Annotated in this window: 25 protein-coding genes; 13 read left to right on the top strand and 12 right to left on the bottom strand. The window is 64.6% G+C overall.

Annotated features, from left to right (window positions below; genetic code table 11):
• Positions 1–14: 14 nt before the first annotated feature.
• On the top strand, positions 15–1,196 hold the full coding sequence (locus NCR39_RS07280; protein WP_250451596.1) for an efflux RND transporter periplasmic adaptor subunit: 1,182 nt from the start codon (positions 15–17) through the stop codon (positions 1,194–1,196).
• On the top strand, positions 1,193–2,683 hold the full coding sequence (locus NCR39_RS07275) for an efflux transporter outer membrane subunit (RefSeq protein WP_250451595.1): 1,491 nt from the start codon (positions 1,193–1,195) through the stop codon (positions 2,681–2,683). Before NCR39_RS07280 ends, NCR39_RS07275 begins: the two co-directional genes overlap by 4 nt.
• Positions 2,684–2,699: 16 nt before the next feature.
• On the opposite strand, the gene NCR39_RS07270 is transcribed toward NCR39_RS07275, so the two are convergent.
• The 3 genes from NCR39_RS07270 to NCR39_RS07260 all read right to left on the bottom strand — a co-directional run bounded on the left by NCR39_RS07270 (position 2,700) and on the right by NCR39_RS07260 (position 5,609).
• Entirely contained in the window at positions 2,700–3,389 is a 690-nt protein-coding gene (locus tag NCR39_RS07270; protein WP_250451594.1) for a class I SAM-dependent methyltransferase, read from the bottom strand.
• A 173-nt stretch (positions 3,390–3,562) separates the two neighbouring features.
• Positions 3,563–4,192 carry a hypothetical protein gene (locus tag NCR39_RS07265; protein WP_250451593.1) on the bottom strand — a complete coding sequence of 210 codons (630 nt, stop codon included), beginning with the start codon at positions 4,190–4,192 and terminating at the stop codon, positions 3,563–3,565.
• A gap of 22 nt (positions 4,193–4,214) precedes the next feature.
• Positions 4,215–5,609, bottom strand: a complete 1,395-nt coding sequence (locus tag NCR39_RS07260) for a selenium-binding family protein (protein WP_250451592.1) — start codon at positions 5,607–5,609, stop codon at positions 4,215–4,217.
• A gap of 174 nt (positions 5,610–5,783) precedes the next feature.
• On the opposite strand from NCR39_RS07260, the gene NCR39_RS07255 reads away from it, so the two are divergent.
• Positions 5,784–5,942, top strand: a complete 159-nt coding sequence (locus NCR39_RS07255; protein WP_250451591.1) for a hypothetical protein — start codon at positions 5,784–5,786, stop codon at positions 5,940–5,942.
• A gap of 55 nt (positions 5,943–5,997) precedes the next feature.
• On the opposite strand, the gene NCR39_RS07250 is transcribed toward NCR39_RS07255, so the two are convergent.
• Both NCR39_RS07250 and NCR39_RS07245 read right to left on the bottom strand, forming a co-directional pair.
• Entirely contained in the window at positions 5,998–6,312 is a 315-nt protein-coding gene (locus tag NCR39_RS07250) for a hypothetical protein (RefSeq protein WP_250451590.1), read from the bottom strand.
• A 71-nt stretch (positions 6,313–6,383) separates the two neighbouring features.
• Positions 6,384–6,848 carry an Lrp/AsnC family transcriptional regulator gene (locus NCR39_RS07245; protein ID WP_040048580.1) on the bottom strand — a complete coding sequence of 155 codons (465 nt, stop codon included), beginning with the start codon at positions 6,846–6,848 and terminating at the stop codon, positions 6,384–6,386.
• A 112-nt stretch (positions 6,849–6,960) separates the two neighbouring features.
• Between NCR39_RS07245 and NCR39_RS07240 the strand changes: the two genes are divergently transcribed.
• Together NCR39_RS07240 and NCR39_RS07235 are read left to right on the top strand one after the other, a co-directional pair.
• On the top strand, positions 6,961–7,887 hold the full coding sequence (locus NCR39_RS07240; protein ID WP_250451589.1) for a DMT family transporter: 927 nt from the start codon (positions 6,961–6,963) through the stop codon (positions 7,885–7,887).
• 67 nt (positions 7,888–7,954) lie between these two features.
• Positions 7,955–8,866: a recombination-associated protein RdgC gene (locus NCR39_RS07235; protein ID WP_250451588.1), complete on the top strand. Its 912-nt coding sequence runs from the start codon at positions 7,955–7,957 to the stop codon at positions 8,864–8,866.
• 16 nt (positions 8,867–8,882) lie between these two features.
• Here the strand turns inward: NCR39_RS07235 and NCR39_RS07230 are convergent, their stop codons facing one another.
• The 5 genes from NCR39_RS07230 to NCR39_RS07210 form a co-directional block, all read right to left on the bottom strand.
• Positions 8,883–9,950: a diguanylate cyclase domain-containing protein gene (locus tag NCR39_RS07230; protein WP_250451649.1), complete on the bottom strand. Its 1,068-nt coding sequence runs from the start codon at positions 9,948–9,950 to the stop codon at positions 8,883–8,885.
• A 64-nt stretch (positions 9,951–10,014) separates the two neighbouring features.
• On the bottom strand, positions 10,015–10,683 hold the full coding sequence (locus tag NCR39_RS07225) for a hypothetical protein (RefSeq protein ID WP_250451587.1): 669 nt from the start codon (positions 10,681–10,683) through the stop codon (positions 10,015–10,017).
• Positions 10,684–10,728: 45 nt separating this feature from the next.
• Positions 10,729–10,962, bottom strand: a complete 234-nt coding sequence (locus tag NCR39_RS07220) for a hypothetical protein (RefSeq protein WP_250451586.1) — start codon at positions 10,960–10,962, stop codon at positions 10,729–10,731.
• Between the two features lie 157 nt (positions 10,963–11,119).
• Positions 11,120–12,043, bottom strand: coding sequence for a YihY/virulence factor BrkB family protein (locus NCR39_RS07215; RefSeq protein ID WP_250451585.1), 924 nt, complete (start codon positions 12,041–12,043; stop codon positions 11,120–11,122).
• A gap of 122 nt (positions 12,044–12,165) precedes the next feature.
• Positions 12,166–12,402, bottom strand: a complete 237-nt coding sequence (locus tag NCR39_RS07210) for a hypothetical protein (RefSeq protein WP_250451584.1) — start codon at positions 12,400–12,402, stop codon at positions 12,166–12,168.
• 212 nt (positions 12,403–12,614) lie between these two features.
• Here NCR39_RS07210 and NCR39_RS07205 point away from each other — a divergent pair, with 212 nt between their 5' ends.
• The 3 genes from NCR39_RS07205 (at position 12,615) to tehA (ending at position 15,605) form a co-directional block, all read left to right on the top strand.
• Positions 12,615–14,093 carry an NCS1 family nucleobase:cation symporter-1 gene (locus tag NCR39_RS07205; RefSeq protein ID WP_250451583.1) on the top strand — a complete coding sequence of 493 codons (1,479 nt, stop codon included), beginning with the start codon at positions 12,615–12,617 and terminating at the stop codon, positions 14,091–14,093.
• A gap of 129 nt (positions 14,094–14,222) precedes the next feature.
• The gene (locus tag NCR39_RS07200) at positions 14,223–14,492 is read left to right on the top strand and encodes a hypothetical protein (RefSeq protein WP_250451582.1); all 270 of its coding nucleotides are present in this window, start codon (positions 14,223–14,225) and stop codon (positions 14,490–14,492) included.
• A gap of 123 nt (positions 14,493–14,615) precedes the next feature.
• Positions 14,616–15,605: a dicarboxylate transporter/tellurite-resistance protein TehA gene (tehA, locus tag NCR39_RS07195; protein WP_250451581.1), complete on the top strand. Its 990-nt coding sequence runs from the start codon at positions 14,616–14,618 to the stop codon at positions 15,603–15,605.
• A gap of 6 nt (positions 15,606–15,611) precedes the next feature.
• Here tehA and NCR39_RS07190 read toward each other — a convergent pair whose 3' ends face one another.
• On the bottom strand, positions 15,612–16,529 hold the full coding sequence (locus NCR39_RS07190) for a LysR family transcriptional regulator (RefSeq protein WP_250451580.1): 918 nt from the start codon (positions 16,527–16,529) through the stop codon (positions 15,612–15,614).
• 214 nt (positions 16,530–16,743) lie between these two features.
• On the opposite strand from NCR39_RS07190, the gene NCR39_RS07185 reads away from it, so the two are divergent.
• From NCR39_RS07185 to NCR39_RS07175, 3 genes are all read left to right on the top strand, one after another.
• On the top strand, positions 16,744–17,148 hold the full coding sequence (locus NCR39_RS07185; RefSeq protein WP_250451579.1) for a hypothetical protein: 405 nt from the start codon (positions 16,744–16,746) through the stop codon (positions 17,146–17,148).
• A gap of 25 nt (positions 17,149–17,173) precedes the next feature.
• Complete coding sequence (locus NCR39_RS07180; RefSeq protein WP_250451578.1) at positions 17,174–17,419, top strand: hypothetical protein; 246 nt, start codon at positions 17,174–17,176, stop codon at positions 17,417–17,419.
• A 113-nt stretch (positions 17,420–17,532) separates the two neighbouring features.
• Entirely contained in the window at positions 17,533–18,066 is a 534-nt protein-coding gene (locus NCR39_RS07175; protein ID WP_250451577.1) for a cupin domain-containing protein, read from the top strand.
• A 27-nt stretch (positions 18,067–18,093) separates the two neighbouring features.
• Here NCR39_RS07175 and NCR39_RS07170 read toward each other — a convergent pair whose 3' ends face one another.
• The gene (locus NCR39_RS07170; protein WP_250451576.1) at positions 18,094–19,035 is read right to left on the bottom strand and encodes a DMT family transporter; all 942 of its coding nucleotides are present in this window, start codon (positions 19,033–19,035) and stop codon (positions 18,094–18,096) included.
• A 312-nt stretch (positions 19,036–19,347) separates the two neighbouring features.
• On the opposite strand from NCR39_RS07170, the gene NCR39_RS07165 reads away from it, so the two are divergent.
• Positions 19,348–19,863 (top strand): ElaB/YgaM/YqjD family protein, encoded by a 516-nt coding sequence (locus tag NCR39_RS07165; protein WP_250451575.1) that lies wholly within the window; start codon positions 19,348–19,350, stop codon positions 19,861–19,863.
• Between the two features lie 90 nt (positions 19,864–19,953).
• Entirely contained in the window at positions 19,954–20,421 is a 468-nt protein-coding gene (locus NCR39_RS07160) for a response regulator (protein WP_250451574.1), read from the top strand.
• Positions 20,422–20,625 lie beyond the last annotated feature (204 nt).

Raw genomic sequence — 20,625 nt, 5'->3', positions numbered from 1 at the left:
TTGACGGAGCATGAATGGAAGAGCAGTTGACGCAACGTTCGGTGAGCGGCAAGCGCGGGCGCATAGGGCTCGTGATCGCGCTATTGGTCGTGGCGGGCATCGTCGCGCAAGGCATCTGGTCGCGGCATAGTCAACACGCCGAACTCGTGCGCGATGCCAACGAGCACGGCATGCTGACGGTCGAAGTCATCAAGCCCATGCGCATGAAGCCGACGCAGGATCTCTTGCTTGCCGGCGATATCCGCGCGTTCTCCGATGCGCCGATCTTCGCGCGCACGAACGGTTATCTGAAGCGCTGGACCGTCGATATCGGCAGCAAGGTGAAGAAGGGCCAGTTGCTTGCGGAGATCGATGCGCCCGAAACCAACGATCAACTCCGTCAGGCACGCGCCGATGCGCAAACGGCGCGCGCGAACTATCTGCTCGCGAAGACGACGGCGGATCGCTGGACGCAGATGGCGAAGAACAATTCGGTATCGCGCCAGGAGACCGACGAGAAGAACGGCGACATGTTGGCGAAGGAAGCCGCGTTGAACGCCGCGCAGGCGAACGTGTCGCGGCTCGAACAACTCGTGTCGTTCCAGAAGATCTATGCGCCTTTCGATGGCGTCGTCACCGCGCGCAACACGGATGTCGGCCAGTTGATCGATGCGGGCAGCGGCGCGGCGGGACGCGAGCTCTTTCACATTCAGGACGCGACGACGCTGCGCGTATTCGTCGATGTGCCGCAAGCCTATGCGCGCATGGTGACGGTCGGCATGCCCGCGGAATTGCTGTTGAACGAGGAACGCAATCGCAAGTTCGACGGCGTGACGGTGCGCACGGCCGGCGCCGTCGATCCGGTTGCACGCACGATGCGCGTCGAAGTCGATGTGAAGAATCCGACCGGCGACTTGCTCGCAGGTGCCTATGCGCAAGTGCGTTTCCGTTTGACGAGCGCGAATCCGTCGTACACGCTGCCGGGCAACGCGCTGTTGTTCAGGCCGGACGGCGTGCATGCGGCGAGCGTCGATGCGAACAATCGCGTGAAGCTCTTGCCGATCACGCTCGGCACCGACTACGGCACGCGTGTATCCATCGTTTCGGGATTGCATGGCGATGAACGCGTGATCGTCAATCCGCCGGATTCGATCATCGATGGTGCGACGGTGCGCGTCGGGCAAGAAAAAAATAATAAGTCGAACGAACGATCATGAAGCCGACGCGCTGGATACTGCCGCTCGTATCGATGAGCCTTGTCGGCTGCGCGGTCGGCCCCGACTACGTGCGCCCCGAAGTCGCGACGCCTGCCTCATACAAGTCGACGATACCAGCGGATGCAGCGGTATCGCCGCGAGACTGGAAGTCCGCGCAACCTGCCGACGCAAAGCCGCGCGCGCCGTGGTGGGAAGTCTATGGCGATCCGCAATTGAACGCGCTCGAAGAACGCGTGATCGCTTCGAATCAAAACGTCGCCGCCGCGTCCGCGCGTTATCGCGGCGCGCGTGCCGCCGTTGCGCAAGCGCGTTCCGCGTTCTTTCCGACGATCACCGCGAATGCATCGTTCAATCAGTCGCGGGTATCGTCGAATGTGCTGTATCGGTCGAGCGCGGGGAAGACCGTGCCCGACTATCTCGTCGAAGCACAGGTTTCATGGGAGCCGGATCTGTGGGGCCGCATCTCGCGTGCAGTCGAAGGCGGGCGCGCCGAAGCGCAGGCCAGCGCCGCCGACTTGCAAAGCGCGATTCTCTCGATGCAGGCCGAGCTTGCGACCAACTACTTCGATCTGCGCGGCACGGTAGAAGAAGAGCGCCTGCTTCAGGAAACATTGCAAGCCTACGAAAAGGCGCTTGCCTTGACGCGCGACCGTTTCGAAGGCGGCGCCGCGGCGGAATCGGATGTCGCGCAAGCGGAGGAGCAGTTGCGCGCCACGCAGGCGCAATTGATCGACCTCGAAACCACGCATGCGAGTCTCGTCAACGCGATTGCGATTCTCGTCGGCGAGCCGCCATCGACTTTCACGCTCGATGTCGCGCCGCTCAATGCGGATCATGTGCCGCATCCCGGCGCGGCGCTGGCTGCGTTGCCGCTCGCGGTGCCTTCGGCGTTGCTCGAACGCCGGCCGGATATCGCGGCTGCGGAGCGGCGTGTTGCAGAAGCGAACGCGCGCGTGGGCGTCGCGACTGCCGCGTTCTTTCCGAACCTTCTGCTCGCCGCGACCGGCGGTCTCGAAGCGACGCATTTCAGTTCATGGCTGATGGCGCCGAGCCGCTTCTGGTCGCTCGGGCCGCAGCTTGCGTTCACCGCGCTCGACTTCGGCGGCCGTGCGGCGGCACGCGATGCAGCGCGCGCGGCATATGACGAGAGCGTCGCGGATTATCGGCAAACGGTGCTGAGCGCGTTCGGTCAGGTCGAAAACAATCTCAATGCGCTCGACGTGCTGCGCCGTGAAAGCGATGCACAACGCCAGGCCGTCGATGCCGCCAAGCGTGCGCTCGACAAGATCGGCAATCGCTATGAAAACGGGGCGATCACGTATCTCAATGTCGTCGTGACGCAGGCGACGGTGCTGTCGGATCAGCGCGCGGCGGTGCGCATCGAGCAGCGCAGAATGGACGCGAGCGTTGCCCTCGTGAAGGCGCTCGGCGGAGGATGGACCACGGATCAGTTGCCTCGCGCCGAAGAAGTCTCGGCGCGAGAGTGAGAGCTATCAACTGCTATCAAACGTTCCCGCGCGGACGGCAGATCATGAAGTACTGCGAACTAATCCACCACGGTGCGTTTGGAACTGGACTCACATGCGCCGCATCGATGGAAAAGCGTTCGCTCACCACATCGCGCAATTCGCGGAAATCGAAGCCTTTATGCGTGATGCGCGGATTGTCGGGCCGCTCCACGCGGATGCCGATCATCGACTTCAGCAACTCGGCGGGCGTGTATTCGGACTTCAGCGTGCGGCTGCGAATCATCCAGTTCGATACCTTCGGCGCGATCGCAAGGCCATACATGATCGGCACCGAAATAACGAGCGTACCGTTCGCCTTGAGGATGCGCGCGGCATCGTCGAGGAGGGCGTGGACTTCGCTCGCGTAAAGATGCTCGCAGACTTCGAACGACGTCAGCACGTCGACGCTATGCGATGCCACGCCGTCGAGCGATTCCGCATACTTCACTTCCGGAAACGTCGGCGCCATGAACTTGTCGTGACCGATGAGCGTGATGTCGGGCCGCGCTTCGCCGAGCGCATGCAGAAAAAGCCCCGGCCCCGCGCCGAAATCGACGACCGTGCCGCGCATCGGGCAAAGGCCGGTGACGAGATCGGTCGCCATCGTCATTCGCGTTCGATGCGCGAAACGCGCGAGCGGATTGCCTGAATTGACGGTCTGTGCTTCGTATGAAATCTCGCGCATTCGGAGTCCCCTGTTTTTTATCGACTCGTTATCGAATGATGTTTTTTCTGCTGGCCGTTTTTGGCGATATTGCCGAGACGCCGCGCGCTGCGCAATCGCCTGCAGTAGGCGTTAGCCGCCTAACTTCTGCCGGTGTCCGCCACGCGCGATTGCATCGAAACGGGGCATCGACGTTATACGAAGAGCCATGCGCCGCATGCGATGAGGGCCACACTCCAGAGCCAGTCGACGTTGATCCAGCCCGTGCGCAGAAACCCTAAGCCCGCGCGTTCGTGCATCGACATGGCGAAGAGCGAGATGGCGGCGATGACCGCGAGCATCGCCACGGTATGAATCGACAGCGCGAGCGCGCCCGCTTCGAGCGCCGCCGATGTGTTGCCCGCCGCACCACCGCAGAAGGGCAGCAACGCGGGCACGAGCATGAGGCCCGCGCCGTGTGCGCTCGACATCACGAAGGACCACAACGCGAGTCCCGCGAGACCGGTGCGCATGCCGACAGCCGGCCGCCCGCGATGTCCGCGCCATGCACGCCATGCGCCCCAGCCGATCAAGAGCGCACCGCAGCCGCGCGCGAGCGTTTCGTGACCGACGACCGACCCGAGCGTGAGCACGCCCGCGAGCACGAGCGCAACCGATAGCGCGTGACCGAGCGCGATCGGCACGAGCGAGAGCAACACCACGCGCTTGCTATGCGCGTAGAGGCCCAACGCCAGCGCGAAGAGCCAGCCCATTGCGGGATTGACGCCATGAAACGCGCCGAGGCCCGCAGCGGTGAGCCACAGCGCGGGCGTGGCGGTATTCATGCGGCCGCGCTCGCGCGATGCATCATGGATAGCAATACGAATCCGACGAGCAATCGCCGCCTTGCAGCCGGATCTGATGCGGGCGATGTCCCTTCGGCCAGTCGATGAAGAAGCGTTCGTCGGCAGTCAGCCCGCCATTCGCGCCGGCATCGAGCTTCACCATCCAGCCATCGATGCCTTCGGGATAGAACTGCGCATCCACCGCACCGTAGAGCGAATTCGTGAAATAGACGCGGCGTCCGTCGTGGCTCACTTCGACCATTTGCGGGCCGCCGTTGAGCTTGCCGTTGCTCGCGCCCGGATGCGTCGCGCGTGAAACGATGCCGCCGATGCGCACCTTGCCCGTGAGCTTCGGCGCGAAGGGATCGGAGACGTCGTATTGCAGCATGTCGCCGGTGCCCCAGCAGGACACATAGAGAAAGCGGTCGTCCATCGAGAGATCGATGTCGGACACGAGCGGCGGCACCGCGCCGAAGCCTTGCAAGAGCGGTGGAAGCACGGAGGCGTCGGCGGGTTCGGCGGGAATGTCGATGATCTTCTTCACGGCCCACTTGTCCTTGTCGCGATACCACGTCCATATCGACGACGACAAATCCTTCAGGCTGATCACGCAATTGACGAAGCCATAGGCCTTGGTCGGATCATGCGCGGGACGCAGTTCGAATACGAGCTGATACTCGTCGCCGAAATCGATTTCCTGCACGTGCCTGCGCTTGGTCAAGTCCCAGAAATGCAGCTTGCGCCCGTATTTCGCGCCCAATAGCAGTTCGGGCACGAGGCCGTTTTCGAACGTGTCGGGCGTGCCCCATTCGCTCGTGACCATGGTGTCGTAACCGAGATGCCACCATGCGTCGTAGGCGAGCCGCTGCGGTCCGCGTTCCACTTCCCAGCGGCCGAGCGGATCGAAGCTCTGCTGATCGAGCATCAGCACGCCGCCGGGCGCCTTGCCTTCCGCGTCGCCGAGCGCGCTCACATAAATGCCGCCCGGCCCGCAATGAACGGTATGCGGCCGCGTATAGCCGGTCTTTTCCGCGAGTTCGTCCGGCTCGATCGTCTTGACGATGACCGGGCTCTTCGGATCGGGCTTCGTATCGACGATATGAATGCGCGACGAACGCAGCCCCGGCACGACGAGATAGCGCCGCTCCATATGCGGATGCGGCGCGTTCGGGCACAGACACGACGAGCACGCGTTCCAGCCGAAGTGATGCAGTTCGTCGCCGACATCGGGCATCGCGAGTTCGCCCACGATCCGCGCATAGTTCGGCGATTCGGGATCGACATCGACGACGGCCAGCTTGTCGGGCGTCTTGCGTTCGGGATCGAACGTCGCGACATAGGCGAGCGTTTCGCGCGGCGCCTTGGCCGCGAGTCGCGGGGAAGGGTAGAAGCTCGGATCAGGCTTCCATGTCGCCATGTCGATTCTCCCAATGAGCGGTCCCTCTGCACTATAGGACACGCACGCGCCGATTGCGCCGGGCCGCTTATAAGGGATTACGCAATACAAAGCATGCGCCGATGCAACGCGCATCGACGACGCCGAAGCATCTACAATGAAAGCGTCGTCCTCTTGGACCCGAAGGAGGTTGCGATGACCGAGCCGATGATCAGCCTGATGGTCGGAGTCGTGGTGGTGCTATGCGCCGTCGTGATTCTGATCATGCATCACAGGCACCCGCATATCCACCCGCCCAAAGCGCGCTGGCTGGACACGCATCCGCCGCGCGACTGGATGCATCACAGGCGTTGAATCGAAGTTGGCTTGCGTGCATGAAACGCCGGTTTTCACCGGCGTGTTTTTTTGTTCAGCGTCTTGGCCCTTTCATCGCTTCCGCTTCCATCGCCGCGTGCCATTCCTCGCTGTGTTCGATAGGGTCGATACCTTCATCGATGGATGCGGACGCGCGCTCCGCGAAAGCGCGCGTGTCGTCGTCGGCGTCTTCGCCGGATGCGTCGTCGTCGGGCGGTTCCAGCATGTCGTGCAGCATCGCCGCGAGTTCGGGCGTGTCCCAGGGCTCGCCACGCTGCTTTTTCTTCTTGATGTAATGCCTGACTTCGGCATCCTGCTCGGGCGTGAGCGGCAGGCCGCGAAACGTGTGCGTGGCGTCGTACTCGATCATCGGATGCTCCCTCGCTAGAGCATGAGGCAGCCCTTAGTGTAGCGCCGTTCCATGCGTCGAATGTGATCTCTTCAAAGCGGCGGCAGCCTGCGCTCGATGGGCGTCGTCTTCACGATGGCGGTGCTCGTCGCGGCGCGATCCGTGACCTTCGCGAGGATATCGTCGAGATGCTCGATGGAACGAAGATACAGGCGGCAGACGAAGCAGTCGTCGCCCGTGACCTTCACGCATTCGACGAACTCCGGAATGCGCCGTATCGATTCCTCCACGAGATGCAACTGGCCCGGCAACGGCTGCACGCGCACGATGGCCTGCAGCGTGTAGCCGAGCGCGGATGGATCGATCTCGACGGTGAAGCCGCGTATCACGCCTTGCGCTTCGAGCCGGCGCATGCGCTCGGCCGTGCTCGGCGCGGATAAGCCGATGCGCTTCGCAAGCTCGCTCACGGCGATGCGACCGTCGCTTGCGAGCACGCCGATCAGCGCCCGATCGATCGCGTCGATGCCCGGTTGCGGCCCACTGAGGTTTTTCTGCATGTCGGCCTTCGAAAGCAAGGTGATAAACACAAAGTGCCTTATTTTAGGCATGGTTTTCGGTTGCGCGCATCGATAGACTTCATGTCATTGAAACCGTATTCGCATCGCCGCCATGAACACTCGCGCACTGAGCCAGACGCAAACTGCCAGCGACCATCGCAGAGGCGCCATCGAAATGACACTCGCCATGCTGATGTCGGGGACCATCGGCTGGCTCGTCGTATCGTCGGGACAGTCCACATGGAACGTCGTGTTCTTTCGCTGCGTGTTCGGCGGGGCCACGCTCGTCGCCGTGTGCGCCATGCTCGGCTTCCTCAAGAAGCGCTACTTCTCGTGGCGCATGCTCGCGTGGGTCGCGCTCGGCAGCGTCGCGATCGTCGGCAACTGGCTGCTGCTCTTCGCGGCGTATTCGCGCGCGTCGATCTCCATGGCCACGACCGTCTACAACACGCAACCCTTCATGCTCGTCGCGCTCGGGGCGCTCGTATTGCGCGAGCGCATATCGGCATCGACGCTCGCGTGGCTCGGCGTTGCATTCGTCGGACTCGTGATGGTGGTGCGCGTGGAGCCCGCCGTGCTGGCCATGCCGGGGCGCTATCTCGAAGGCATTGCGTATGCGCTCGGCGCGGCCTTTCTCTACGCGATATCGTCGATCATCACCAAGCGCCTCAAAGACACGCCGCCGCATCTCATCGCCATGTTGCATGTGTTGCTCGGTATCGCGATGCTCGCTCCCTTCGCGCGCTTCGATGCCGCGCCTGCGAGCATCGGCGGCTGGGCGTGTCTCATCGTGCTCGGCATCATGAATACGGGCCTCATGTACGTGCTGCTCTATGGCGCGATCCAGAAGCTGCCGACGGCCACGACCGGCGCGCTTTCGTTCATCTATCCGGTGGTCGCGATCGTCGTCGACTGGCTCGCGTTTGGGCAGCGTCTCGCGTGGCTGCAAGTGGCGGGCGCGGCGCTCATTCTGCTCGCGGCAGCGGGCGTGAACCTGAAATGGCGCATCGTGCCGGCGCGCCGGCGTGTCGAAGAATGACGCTGCATGATGCGGCGCGCGTCGTATAGAATGGCCCGCTTTTCCGAACAACATCGAAAGCGCCGCCATGTGGTTCAAGAATCTTCAGCTTCATCGTCTTCCCGCTCACTGGTCCGTCACGGCCGATCAAATGCAGCAATGGCTCGCGCCGCTCGCCTTCAGCGCGGCGTCGAGCGTCGAGAACGAGCGGCGCGGCTGGGTCTCGCCGCGCGGCGACGATGCCCTCGTCTACACGATCAACAAGCAGATGCTCATCACGTATCGCGCGGAGAAGAAGCTGCTGCCCGCGTCGGTCGTCACGCAGTTCACCAAGGAACGCGCGCTCGAACTCGAAGAGCAGCAGGGCTTCAAGCCGGGCCGCAAGCAGATGCGCGAACTGAAGGAGCAAGTGACCGATGAACTCCTGCCGCGCGCCTTCAGCATTCGCCGCGATACGCGCGTGTGGATCGATCCGGTGAATGGATGGCTCGCCATCGACGCGGCGTCGGCGACGGTCGCGGACGACATCATCGGCTTGCTGGTGAAGTCGGTCACGGACTTGCCGCTTGCGAGCGTGCGGCCCGCGCGTTCGCCGGTGTCGGCGATGACCGAATGGCTCCTGACGGGCGACGCCCCCGCGGGCTTCACGCTCGATCGCGATACCGAACTGCGTTCGGCCGGCGAAGGCAACGCGACGGTGCGTTATGTCGGCCACGCGCTGGAGGCCGAGGACATGCGCCGGCATATCGAAGCGGGCAAGCAGTGCATGCGTCTCGCGATGACATGGGACGACCGCGTGTCGTTCGTGCTCACGCCTTCGCTCATGTTGAAGCGCGTGACGCCGCTCGACGTCATCAAGGAAGCCGCCGATCCCACCGCGGCCAATGACGACGAGCGCTTCGAATCCGACTTCCTGCTCATGACGGGCGAACTCGCGCGCCTCTTTGCGGCGCTTACGGAAGCGCTCGGCGGCGAAGAGGACTTGCGCGCGGCGGCCTAAGCAGCTTCACACCGCTTCATGCAGCTTCCGCCGCAGGCGATGCGAACGCGAAGGCGTTCTTGCCGTTGCGTTTGACGGCGTACATCGTGTCGTCGGCGGCGGCGACGAGCCGCCAGTAATCCGTCACGCGATCCGGATACGTGGCGATACCGATGCTCGCGCGCACGAGCGACAAGTCCATGCGTCCATCGGTTTCCGCCACGCACGTGATGATGCGCTGCGCGATCGCGGCCAGTTCCAGATCGCTCGAAAACTCCCGCACCAGTACCGCGAATTCGTCGCCGCCAATGCGCGCGACGACATCGCTATTGCGCACCGTCTGACGAAAGCGCCGCGATACCGCGATCAGGAACTCATCGCCGATGCGGTGGCCGTGCGTATCGTTCACGCGCTTGAAGCCGTCGAGATCGATATACAGCACCGCGATGCGCTTGGCCGTCGCGCCGTGGCCGAGCTGCTCCGCGGTCTCTTCGAGCGCGGCGAACAGCTTGCGGCGATTGGGCAGGCCGGTCATCGCATCGTGCAGGGACGCATGCTCGAATTCGCTCGAGATGCCGACGAGCTGGCGATTGCGCTTCGCATACATGCCGAGCGCGGTGATCAACACGCCGAATACGATCGACGACAACGCGATCAGCGTATGCGACACGCTGACGATGCGCGCGCGCACATCGGCGCTGGCGCGATCGCGTTCGTTGCGCCAGAAGAGGTACGCGGAATCGAGCGCGCTGCTCGCCGCCTGAAAGTCCGATGTGGGCAATAGCACCTCGGCGGGCAGCGCGGGCGCAGGGTCGGGACTCGACGCGATGAGCGCATGCAGGCTCGCGAGCCGCGCGGCGAACTCGGCGCGCGCATCGCGATAGGCCGCGCGATGCGGGGTATCGTCGGGCGGGGCGTCCTGCAGCGCGAGCGTCGAGGCACGCGCCGTATCCGCGCGTTCGACGGCTTCGAGCACGAGGCCGATGTATTCCTGTTGAAGTTGCGCGGAGAAGATCGCGCGGACCTGATACGCGAGAAACAAGAGGCCGATCAGGAGACAGACCAGCGCGACGCCGGCTATCGGCGCGGGGCCGGGAATGCGCACGCGCCGGGCGTAGGCGCGTGCGGCGCGTAGGGCGTGCCGTGCGCGCGCCGTGAACGCGTCGTCGTCACGGACGGGAATATTCCTCTCGCTGACCGGATGTGGCATTGCGTCGATAGCTCACTCGATGAAAGAACGCGCCCACGCGCGCGAAGAGTCCGGGCTCGGCCCGTTCGCCTTGCGCATGACGCCGGGCGCCGTGGTTCGCTTGCGCCGTGCGTACCGGCTTGTCCGATGCACGGCTCGCGCGACTGGCCGCCGGTGTTGCACGGCGCTGCGCGCCATCGTCCTGCGCGATGGCCGTCGACGCTGCCGCGACGGGACTGAGCCTTGGCCGGTCCAATGTATCGGCTGGCGGGTTGTCGGCGAGCGGGGTGGTTTCGATGCGCGGCGTCGTCGCGGCCGCTTCGACCACGCCAGAGGATTGCGTGGCCGCCAGCACCGGCTGATCGATGCCGAGCGTCTGGCGCGCGCTCGTCATCGCTTCGGCGTAGACGCGCTGGTCGTGGTTGAACCACATGCTGTACGCGACGGTGCCGAGCACGCCGATGCCGAGCGCACTTGCCGACGCCATCCACAACGCGAGCCGTCCGAAGCGCAACGGCGTGCGCGCGGGTTGGGCGTCTTCGTCGAAATCGCCGAGGAATTCGGGCGGCGATGCCGGCACGGACGGATCGTTCGCAGGACTGAGTCCGCCTGCGAACGGCTCTTCGGGTAGCTCAGCGTGTTGAGGCATGGCAGCGCTCCAGAACATGTTCGTCGACGGCGGCAGGCGCTCGATTCATCCGGTGCGCAATGCGGCCCGCCGCAAAATACAGGTGAAGCGCCGGACGGCAACGTTCGCACAGGCGAGCGTGTCGCGGCGCATGCCATTCGAATGAATGACGTGATGCGAAGCGAATGCTTTTGACTCCGCCTCGCGCGTGTAACTCACGTTGCAAGCCGGAAAAAACGACTCGTTGCAGCGTGCTCGAACAGGGCAAAAATGACTGAACGTGATGGCCTGCGTGGCCACGTGTGGCATCGCTTATGAGATCCGGCGATGCGCGTTCGTGCAAATATCGAATAGTACCGTAGCATCGACCAGGCCAGCGGACATCCGAGATATTCCTCAGAGCAGGCATCGCGCGTTTGGTTGCATTCCGCACAGACTCGACATGGTATTTCATCGTTTATCGCGGCGCTTGATCGGTGGTGAACGGTTGTGGTTTTTCAGGCTGAGGCAAGCCGAAGCGCTCGAACTCCGAGATGACCTGCGCGCCGAAAAGCAGCAGCGTCGCGAGCGCTTCGAGGCTGAACAGCACGACGATCGATGTCGTCAGCGACCCGTACACGACGCTCACTTGCGAGAGCGTCGCGAAGTACCAGACCAACACGTGCCGGGTGATTTCCCACAGTATCGCGGCCGTCACGCTGCCGAGCAGCGCGAGCCGGAACGACGGCCGTCCCACCGGCATGACGAGATAGATGGACGTCAGCACGAAGATTTCGCCCGCGACGCCGAGCAGATAGAGCAGCAAGCGCGATGCGCCCTTCAGCGACACTTCGACGCCGAGCAGCATGACGCTGTTGTCGCCCATCGCCTGAAGGCCGTTCGACACGAACGTGACGATCAGCATGCCGACGCCGAGAAAGAGGATGTAGCAGTAAGGCAGGAGCGCGGAGAGCAAAAAATGCCGTCGCCGGACGGCCACGCGATGCACGAAGATGACCGACATCGCGTTCTCGAGCACGGTGAACGCGAGCGAGCTGAAGAAGATCATCGTGACGAGCAGCAGCCAGCCGATGACCGCGCGATGCGTCAGAAAGTTGGCGAGTTCGTTCACGATGGCGCGCGCCTGGCCGGGCACGAGCCATTCGAGCAGATGCGCGAGCGTTTCGAGCAACTCGCGCTGCCCGACGAACTTCGACAGCACGATCACGATCAGGATCAAAAGCGGCACGATGGACAGCAGCGCGTAATACGCGACCGCGCCCGCGAGCAGCATGCCCTGGTTCGCGCGAAACGCCTTGATCGTGCGCTTGAGAAAGCCGAACGGATCGCGCGCGACGCTGTAAAGCTGAGGCCCGAGCACGGGGCCGAGAATCTTCGACATGGGACCTCCGCGACGCGCGCTATTGCGGCGATGGGCGCGATGTCCTGCCCGCCTGCCTCATTGGGGGAAAGATAGTGCGTCGCGGAGCAAATTGCGCGCCTGAGGCGTGGCTTCAGTCGACCTTAAGGGTGTTGCTGCGACGTGTTGCGCGCGGCGGCCTGCTGCGCGGCTTCTTCGAACGCGATATCGAGGAGCGTATCGATCTCCCCGGCGGGCAGAGCCGCTGCTTCGATGTTACGCAGCCGGCAAAAGAGCGCGAGGGCTTCGGCGGCGGCGGCGAACGCGTCCCCCAGAACGGCCTGTGGCAGTTCTTTCGGCGCGGGTCCCAAATCGCGGGAGGATAGGCGTTTTTTTCTCATAGCCCGCATATCGGCAGCGACGCGGCTTTACTTGAGCGCGCGCGCTTCGTTCACCTTTGCGGCGTCATGCATTACTCTTGAATCGACGGCTGGCGCGACGAGTCGTGAGCGCGTGAAGGAGCGAGCCGTCCGGTTTCCGAATGTTCATCGCGGCTTCTTTTGTCTGCCGAACGTGATGCATCGCGCATGACGCTTCGGCCAGGGAGACGGTCATGCCAGCTTCGCACGTAGCCGATTCCTCCGCGCTCGGCGCAGGCGCCGACATCGAAGTCGTCAATGCCGACGAGCGCCTCTATAACCACGACCTCGCGCCCGTGCCGCGCACGCGCCGAACGTGGACCGGCTACAGCATCTTCGCGATGTGGATGTCGGACGTGCACAGCGTCGGCGGCTACACGTTCGCGGCGAGCCTCTTCCTGCTCGGACTGTCGGGCTGGCAAGTGCTGCTCGCGATGACCATCGGCATTCTCATCGTCTATGTGCTGATGAACTGGGTCGGCAAGCCGAGCCTCGTGCACGGCATTCCGTTCCCGGTCATGGCGCGCGTCTCGATGGGCGTGATGGGCGCGAATCTCGCCGCGCTCATTCGCGGCGTGGTCGGCATCGTGTGGTACGGCGTGCAGACATATTTCGCTTCCAAGGCGGTCGCGACGCTCCTGCTGCTCTTCGTGCCGTCGGCCATTGCGTTGCGCGATTCGAGCTTTCTGCGGCTCGACATGCTCGGCTGGATCAGCTTTCTCTTCATGTGGCTGCTGCAGCTCATCATCTTTCAGCGCGGCATGGAGATCATCCGCAAGTTCATCGACTTCTGCGGGCCGGCCGTGTATGTCGTGATGTTCTTTCTGATGGGCTGGATTCTGTATCGCGCGGGCCTCGGCAGTCTCGATCTCACGCTGTCCGGCAAGGTGCTGCCCGGCGACGAGCAACTACACGCGATGGTCAACGCGACGCTGCTCGTCGTGAGTTATTTCGCGGCGCTGCTGCTGAATTTCGGCGACTTCTCGCGCTTCGCGAAGAGCGAGCGGCAGATGAAGATCGGCAATTTTCTCGGCCTGCCGTTCAACTTCCTCGCATTCGCGATCATCACCGTGATCGTCACGGCGGGCAGCGAGAAGGTCTTCGGCGCGATGATCATGGACCCGGTGGAAATCGTTTCGCGCATCGAGAACAAGGTGGCGGTGGCCATCGGCAGCATCACGTTCATCATCGCGACGATGGGCATCAATATCGTCGCCAACTTCGTTTCGCCGGCATACGACATCGCCAATCTCTTTCCGAAGCACGTTGACTTCAAGAAGGGCGGGCTGATCGCGTCGATACTCGCGGTGCTCGTGTGTCCGTGGATCTTCGTCGACAGCCCGAAGGCGATCACCATTTTCGTTTCGGTCTTCGGCGCGGTGCTCGCGCCGATGTACGGCGTGATGATGGCCGACTATTACCTCGTCAAGCGCCAGCAGGTGAACGCCGCCGAACTCTACACGATGCAGCCCGGCGCGCGCTTCTACTACGACGGCGGATGGAACAAGGTCGGGCTCGCGGCGCTCGTCATATCGGGCGTGATTTCAGTGGGCTGGGAATTGTCGACGCAGCTTTTGAAACTTCTGCCCGCGAACAATCTCGGCTGGCTGATCGGCGCGGCGGCGGGCGCGCTGTTGTATGTGGTGCTGATGCGTGTCGCGCGGCGGAAATGAGTACGCCAAACGCCTGACGTTCCCGCGCACACACTGCGCAAGCGATGCCGCTTGTCAGACGAAACGCGCCGCCCGCATACTGTCGCCGCGAAAGCGCATAAAAACAAAGCCACGACACCGGGGAACGCCATGAAGCCACGCTTTACAGCCGTGCAACTGCGGCCCGCCGAACTTGCCGATAAGCACGTCGCGCATCTCTACATGGATTGCGTCGATGCCGAAGCGCGTCTGCGCGGCGCGAGCAAGCTCGCGGCGGCGGCCGTCTATCAGGCGCGCGAGAACGCGCTCGCGAACCTCTGGACGCGGCTTCACGCGCTCGATGCGGATCTGTGCCACGAACTCAGAGATGCCGTGCGCGACTGGCACGACATCGCGGTGAAGATGCGCGGCGGCGATTGAGACGTTCGAGCATTCGAACGAGACGCCGCGACATTCGCGCCGGCGGCCTTCGCCCCTAAGCTCTCTTCAACGACGCACGAACGCATCCGCGTTTGCCGCGTCCTTCGAACAGGAGAGGGCACCATGAACACCGATCTTTCCGCGCACCATCAGGCACCGATGCCCGCCGCGTTCTTCGGCATCGCGGTGGGTTCGCTCGCGCTCGCGGGCGCGTGGCGTGCGGCTGCGAACGTCTGGGCGATTCCGCAATCCGTGCCGGCCTTGCTGACCGTGGCCGCGCTCGCCGTCTGGATACTGCTGATGGCCGCCTACGCGCACAAGTGGCTCACGCGACGCGACGATGCCATCGCGGAGATGCGGCATCCGGTGCAATCGTCGTTTGCGGCGCTCGCGCCGGTCTCGACGATGCTCGCCGCGCAAGCCGTTCAGCACTATTCGCGCGGGCTTGCCGTCGCGCTTTTCCTCGCGGGCGTGGCGAGCCAGCTCGCGCTCGGCGCGTATCTCCACGGACGCTTCTGGCAAGGCGGCCGCAAGCCCGAACTGACGACGCCCGCCGTCTATTTGCCGACGGTCGCGCCGAGCTTCGTCGCGGGCACGGCGGCCGCGGGCCTCGGCTGGACGCAAGCCGGCGCGCTGTTCTTCGGCGCGGGCGTGTTTTCGTGGCTCGCCATCGAATCGATGGTGCTGCATCGCGCGGCGACGCACGATCCGCTGCCCGAGGCGTTGCGCCCGACCCTCGGCATCCAGCTTGCGCCGCCGGTCGTCGGGGGCGTGTCGTATCTCGCGATCACGCACGGCGCGCCGGATCTCTTCGCCTACATGCTGCTCGGCTACGGGCTGTATCAGGCGCTGATGCTCGCGCGTCTCGTCCCGTGGATTCGTCAGCGCGATTTCACGCCGTCTTACTGGGCGTTCAGCTTCGGCGCCGCCGCGCTGCCGACGATGGCCATCCGCATGCTCGAACGCGGCGCGCAAGGCCCCGTCGAGTGGATCGCGCCGATGGCGTTCGTCGCGGCGAACATCGTCATCGGAATGCTGGTCGTCGGCACGGTGCGCGCGGCGATGAAGGGGCGGTTGATGCCGGTGATCGGAATCGTGGGGAAGGGTGCTTGAGATGCTTCAGGCCCGCTCGGTCCGCAGCGTTCCATCGACGAAAACGCGCAGGAAATCCACCCACGTCCTGATCTTCGCGTCGAGATACTGGCGCGATGCGTACATCGCGTAGATCGTCATGGTCTGCAGTTCCCATTCCGGCAGCACACGCACGAGCGCGCCGCTCTTCAACAACGGCTGCACCGAAAGCGCCGGGAGCGGCGCAATGCCCAGGCCGTCAGTGACCGCGACGGCGAGCGCATCGGCGGCATTCACGCGCAACCGGCCAGGCGGCAATTCCACTTCGACGCTGCCTTGCGGCCCGTCGAAGAACCAGCGATCGACTGGAAAAAACGCGGTTACGAGTTGAAGACAGGCGTGTTTCGGCAGATCGTCGATGGTGCGCGGCACGCCCGCGCGCTCCAGATAGCGCGGCGACGCGCACAGCACGCTCGGCATCGAGCAGATGCGGTTCGAGACGAGCGCCGAATCCGGCAACGTGGATGTCGTGATCTGCAGAAAGACGTCGTAGCCTTCGTCGAGCATGTCGGGCACGTTCTGCGAGAGCGTCAATTCCACGCGCACTTGCGGATGCGCGTCGAGATAGCGCGTGAGCGCAGGCACGACATAGTGCTGCCCGAAGGTGATCGGCGCGTGCATGCGCAGCACGCCGCTCGGCGACACTTGCGCGTTGCTGGCCTCGGCTTCCGACAGATCGACGAGCGCCGTCACCTCCTTGCAGCGGGCGAGATAGCGATTGCCGGCATCGGTCAGGGCGACGCGCCGCGTCGTGCGATTCAGAAGCCGCGTGCGCAGATGCGTCTCCAGTTCCGTGACCGCGCGCGACGCCTGCGCGGTGGTGATGTCCAACTGCTGCGCCGCCGCAGTGAAGCTCGATGCTTCCGCGACGCGCGTGAAAATCCGCATGCTCCGCAACAGGTCCATTCGGCCATCCGCTTTCGACGAAGCCCGCACTATCCCACGAGCCGATGCGCAGGCGCAACGCCGTGCGCCCTCCATGCCGTCTTGCGCCGCTCCGCGCGACCGTTCGTTTCAGCGTTCACATCTGTTACAGGCGTTGTAACGCAAGCCCGGCGGGCCGCGAATAACATGGATTCATGGCCGCATTCCCATGGCGGCTTTATCGGCAGAGGAAGAAATGAAAATCAAGGGTTTCATCGGGGTTTCGATCGTTGCGTGCGCGGGCCTGGCTTGCGAAGCAGCGATGGCGCACGTGAGCATCGGGGTCGATCTCGGCGTGCCGGTTGTCGCCGCCGCGCCGGTTTATGCCGCGCCGCCGCCCGTGTATGTCGAACAGCAGCAACCGGCTTATGTCGAGCAGCAGCCGGCTTACGTGCAGCAGCAACCCGCGCCGCCTCCGCCGCCGCCCGTCGTGTATCAGCCGGCGCCGCCTGTCGTCTATCAGCCCGCGCCGGTGGTCGTGGCGCCCGCGCCGGCGATCGTCATCGGCTGGCATGGCGACCGGTACTGGGACGGCGCGCGCTACTGGAACCGCCGCGACTGGTACGCGCATCACGGCGGCTATGGATATCGGCACTGGTAAGCCAGAATCAGGCGGGAGACCTTTCATGAATAAGCGATCAACAACGATACGACCCCGGCGCAGCGTCGGGCGCTTGCTGGTGCTGCCGGTCACGCTCGCGCTCGCGGCGGCGCTCGGCGGCTGCGTCTATGCGCCGCCTTACGGTTATGCGCCCGCACCGGCGTATGGCTACGCGCCCGCTTACGGTTATGCGTACGGGCCGGCGTATTACGCGCCGTCGGTTTCGGTGGGCGTCGGGTTCGGCGGTTACGGGCACTGGCACGGGCGGTAATCGGGAGGGCGTCGGTGCGTCGGTGCTTGCGCACACGACGCTCGAACAATGTGCGGAATCGCGACGGGAACAGCCGTTGCTGCGCCACGGTAACCCTTCGCGGAGAACCTACCATGGCCGTGCAATCCGAAACGCTTCTGGCAGCCGACGCCCATTGCGAGCACTTCATGCTCGCCGCCAACGACTGGGTGCCGAACAACGCGCGCTTGCCGGTGTTGCTGTGGCGGGGCGCGGTCGATCCCGAAGGACGCGATTGCGGCAGCCGCTTCGAAGCGCTCTTCGCGCAGAACGGCTGGCCGCCGCAGTGGCGCGACGGCGTCTTCGACTATCACCATTTCCACTCGACGGCGCACGAGGCGCTGGGCGTGGCGTCGGGGGAAGCGGAGCTGATCATCGGCGGTCCGCGCGGACGCGTGATTGCCGTGCGCGCCGGCGATGCGCTCATCCTGCCCGCCGGCACCGGCCATTGCCTGCTGACGAGCGGTCGCCGCTTCCAGGTGATCGGCGCGTATCCGCCGGATCAGCAATGGGACATCCGGCGCAGCGCCCTTAACGACGACGAACTCCGCGCCATGCAGGCGCTGCCGTTTCCGGATAGCGATCCCGTCGGCGGCGAAGACGGGCCGCTTACGCGGCTGTGGCGCTGATCGGCGTATCGCGCGCGGCGAACGCGCTCACTGCTTCACGCATTCCCGCCGACGCGCGCGCCACGAAGGCACGCGGCTGACGACGCCTGTCGCGAGCGCGGTGCCCGCGAGCACGACGCCGCACGCCGCCGCCATGCCGATCGACACGCGTTCGGCGAGGAACAGCGCGCCCCACAAAATGCCGAAGATCGGAATCACGAAGGTCACCGTGATGGCCCGCGCCGGCCCGACCACCGCGATCAAATGAAAGAACAGCATGTACGCGACGCCCGTGCATGCGACGCCCAGCCCGAGCACCGCACCCCACGCATTCATCGACACCGGCCCCGCCGGCCACGACGCCAGCGCGAACGGCATAAGCACGAGCGTCGCGGCGGTCATCGTGCCGGCGGCGACGGTCAGCGAATCCACGCCCATCAGATGCCGCTTCGTGTAGCTCGCCGCGATGCCGTAGCAGAGCGTCGCCGCAAGGGCCGCCAGCGCGGCGAGCGCGGTGCTCGCAGGCGTGATGGCGGAGGCGCTCGCATCGTGGACGAACATCTGGTCCCACACGAGCGCGAGCACGCCCGCGAAGCCGATCGCGAGTCCCGCGACGCGCAGGCGGCTCAACCGGTCGCCCAGCCACAGGAAGGCGACGAGCGCGCCCCAGAGCGGCGTCGTCGCGTTGATGACGGACGTGACGCCCGCCGACAGCGTCAGCTCGGCATAAGCAAAAAGACAGAACGGCGCGGCCGAATTGAACACGCCGACGACGATGAGCGGCCACGCGCGTTGCCGCATCGTCGCGAAGGCCGCACGCGGCGAGCCGCGCAGCGCCAGCACGATCAGCAGAAACAGCGCGCCGATGCCCACGCGCAGCGCCATCAGCGGCGCAACGCCGAAATCGGTCACGCCGACGCGGATGAACAGAAACGAGCCGCCCCACAGCGCGGCGAGAACGAGCAGTTGAGCGAGATTGACAGGGTTCATGGCGGGCTTTGCAAAAGAGTCGGGAGCGAAGCCATGGTAGGGGCGGGCGCGGCGCGAATGCTTCGGCGCGGCGTGAAACGAAACATGCTTCGCCTGACAGGAGAGTCATCGTAGGCGGGCGGGCGTTACGCGGCAAACGAGCAATTCTCACCGGTATGTGAAAGAAATTGCGATATGCGCGCCGCCGCGCCGTGCATTTCGCCTATGCCGAACGGATGACTGGCGCGCGCGGCGCTCCGGTGCGACTCTTGCGTCGTGATGACGCGCATCGATTCGCCAATGCGGCAAACGACGCATACAGGAGAGGAAGTCATGGCTCAAGCAAACGGCAACGCATCGGGGATGGCATCGGGTAGCGCGCCGAACGGCAGCGCCGAAACATCGGCCGCGCAGCCGCCCGAACCGCCGCTATCGCGCAGCACGGTGACCAACGCGATGGAAGCGGCCCTCGGCCCCGGCATGGAACACGGCAACGACGGCAACGTGAGCTCGCTTGCGCCGGGCGCGGCGCATCGGCCGGTCAGGAACGTGCCGACACGCTCGCCCGCGCACGTGCACGGCAGCGCGCTGGAAGGCGGCGACAGTCCCGCCGTGCTCGCGCAGCCGGCATCCGCCGCGTCGGAAGGGCAGGGCAGCCGCTTTCATCCGGACGCTGCATCGGCGGGCGTGCGGGCGAAGCGCGTGATTTCCGGCGCACAGGACGTCGCCGCCGCGCGATACCGCCGCGTCACCGAAGGCACCGACGACTTCGTCCACGACAACCCGTGGAAGGCGATCACCATGGCCGCGATCGGCGGGCTGATCGTCGGCTTGCTGATCTCGCGCTGAACAGCGCTAAAACGACCGGACGCGCGCGGCGGGCCTCGTCCTTGCTCATAGTTGGTTAGGCAGCGGCGCTCATCGCCGTGCCGAACGAACATGGATGGAGAATCGAACTGGGCGCGGACGGGCCGCCGCGAAATCTGGACGCAACGCACCGCGGGGATGCTTCAGCCGCGGCGCGTGCTTATCGTGCACGCGGAACCCAACGTGGGCGACTCCTTCGCGCTATTGCTCGCCATGCGCGGCTTCGAAGCCGTGCAGGCCAGCGATGAGGAGCGTGCCATCGAGTTGGCGTCGACGTGGCGCCCGCAAGCGGTGTTCGTCGATACGCGTCTCGGCAGGGTGGCGGGCGGACAGGCGCGGCCCGGAACGTTCGACCACGCGCTCGTGCGCATGCTGCGAGAGCAAGCCGATACGCAGCAGCGGCTGGTCATCGCGTTCGGCGGCGACGAGGTGCGCGATCCGCCGGATGTGCTGCAAACAGCCGGTTACGACGGCGTGTGCCGCAAGCCGTGTCCGATATGGTGGCTCGTGGATGTGTTGACGCGGTTTTATGCGCGGTGATTGCGCTTGTGTGTGGGTAGGCTGATTGTCGCTACTGCATGAACTGAAGCAACGGTGAATGCATGCGCGGTGCATTGAAGCAAGGCGTTACTGCATAGCGCTTTCTATCGTTAGATGAACTTATCGGCGAGCGCGGTTTCGCCGATCGCAAAAAGCCGGTCGCGTCGGCCAGTTGAATCACGCGCCGCAACGGGCGCGCGAAGG

Source organism: Caballeronia sp. ATUFL_M2_KS44 (assembly GCF_023630965.1).
Classification (GTDB): Bacteria; Pseudomonadota; Gammaproteobacteria; order Burkholderiales; family Burkholderiaceae; genus Caballeronia; species Caballeronia concitans.
The sequence above is the reverse complement of the archived record's forward strand: the minus strand, read 5'-3'. Positions and strand labels throughout refer to the sequence as shown.

What these genes read in the sequence shown, in the direction of transcription:
- NCR39_RS07245 (WP_040048580.1), bottom strand. Translation starts at nt 6,848, where the DNA reads ATGCAGAAAAACCTCAGTGGGCCGCAACCGGGCATCGACGCGATCGAT.
- tehA (WP_250451581.1), top strand. Translation starts at nt 14,616, where the DNA reads ATGAACACCGATCTTTCCGCGCACCATCAGGCACCGATGCCCGCCGCG.
- NCR39_RS07270 (WP_250451594.1), bottom strand. Translation starts at nt 3,389, where the DNA reads ATGCGCGAGATTTCATACGAAGCACAGACCGTCAATTCAGGCAATCCG.
- NCR39_RS07260 (WP_250451592.1), bottom strand. Translation starts at nt 5,609, where the DNA reads ATGGCGACATGGAAGCCTGATCCGAGCTTCTACCCTTCCCCGCGACTC.
- NCR39_RS07215 (WP_250451585.1), bottom strand. Translation starts at nt 12,043, where the DNA reads ATGTCGAAGATTCTCGGCCCCGTGCTCGGGCCTCAGCTTTACAGCGTC.
- NCR39_RS07165 (WP_250451575.1), top strand. Translation starts at nt 19,348, where the DNA reads ATGGCTCAAGCAAACGGCAACGCATCGGGGATGGCATCGGGTAGCGCG.
- NCR39_RS07170 (WP_250451576.1), bottom strand. Translation starts at nt 19,035, where the DNA reads ATGAACCCTGTCAATCTCGCTCAACTGCTCGTTCTCGCCGCGCTGTGG.
- NCR39_RS07235 (WP_250451588.1), top strand. Translation starts at nt 7,955, where the DNA reads ATGTGGTTCAAGAATCTTCAGCTTCATCGTCTTCCCGCTCACTGGTCC.
- NCR39_RS07185 (WP_250451579.1), top strand. Translation starts at nt 16,744, where the DNA reads ATGAAAATCAAGGGTTTCATCGGGGTTTCGATCGTTGCGTGCGCGGGC.
- NCR39_RS07200 (WP_250451582.1), top strand. Translation starts at nt 14,223, where the DNA reads ATGAAGCCACGCTTTACAGCCGTGCAACTGCGGCCCGCCGAACTTGCC.
- NCR39_RS07250 (WP_250451590.1), bottom strand. Translation starts at nt 6,312, where the DNA reads ATGATCGAGTACGACGCCACGCACACGTTTCGCGGCCTGCCGCTCACG.
- NCR39_RS07280 (WP_250451596.1), top strand. Translation starts at nt 15, where the DNA reads ATGGAAGAGCAGTTGACGCAACGTTCGGTGAGCGGCAAGCGCGGGCGC.
- NCR39_RS07175 (WP_250451577.1), top strand. Translation starts at nt 17,533, where the DNA reads ATGGCCGTGCAATCCGAAACGCTTCTGGCAGCCGACGCCCATTGCGAG.
- NCR39_RS07275 (WP_250451595.1), top strand. Translation starts at nt 1,193, where the DNA reads ATGAAGCCGACGCGCTGGATACTGCCGCTCGTATCGATGAGCCTTGTC.
- NCR39_RS07190 (WP_250451580.1), bottom strand. Translation starts at nt 16,529, where the DNA reads ATGGACCTGTTGCGGAGCATGCGGATTTTCACGCGCGTCGCGGAAGCA.
- NCR39_RS07265 (WP_250451593.1), bottom strand. Translation starts at nt 4,192, where the DNA reads ATGAATACCGCCACGCCCGCGCTGTGGCTCACCGCTGCGGGCCTCGGC.
- NCR39_RS07240 (WP_250451589.1), top strand. Translation starts at nt 6,961, where the DNA reads ATGAACACTCGCGCACTGAGCCAGACGCAAACTGCCAGCGACCATCGC.
- NCR39_RS07160 (WP_250451574.1), top strand. Translation starts at nt 19,954, where the DNA reads ATGGATGGAGAATCGAACTGGGCGCGGACGGGCCGCCGCGAAATCTGG.
- NCR39_RS07210 (WP_250451584.1), bottom strand. Translation starts at nt 12,402, where the DNA reads ATGAGAAAAAAACGCCTATCCTCCCGCGATTTGGGACCCGCGCCGAAA.
- NCR39_RS07225 (WP_250451587.1), bottom strand. Translation starts at nt 10,683, where the DNA reads ATGCCTCAACACGCTGAGCTACCCGAAGAGCCGTTCGCAGGCGGACTC.
- NCR39_RS07180 (WP_250451578.1), top strand. Translation starts at nt 17,174, where the DNA reads ATGAATAAGCGATCAACAACGATACGACCCCGGCGCAGCGTCGGGCGC.
- NCR39_RS07255 (WP_250451591.1), top strand. Translation starts at nt 5,784, where the DNA reads ATGACCGAGCCGATGATCAGCCTGATGGTCGGAGTCGTGGTGGTGCTA.
- NCR39_RS07205 (WP_250451583.1), top strand. Translation starts at nt 12,615, where the DNA reads ATGCCAGCTTCGCACGTAGCCGATTCCTCCGCGCTCGGCGCAGGCGCC.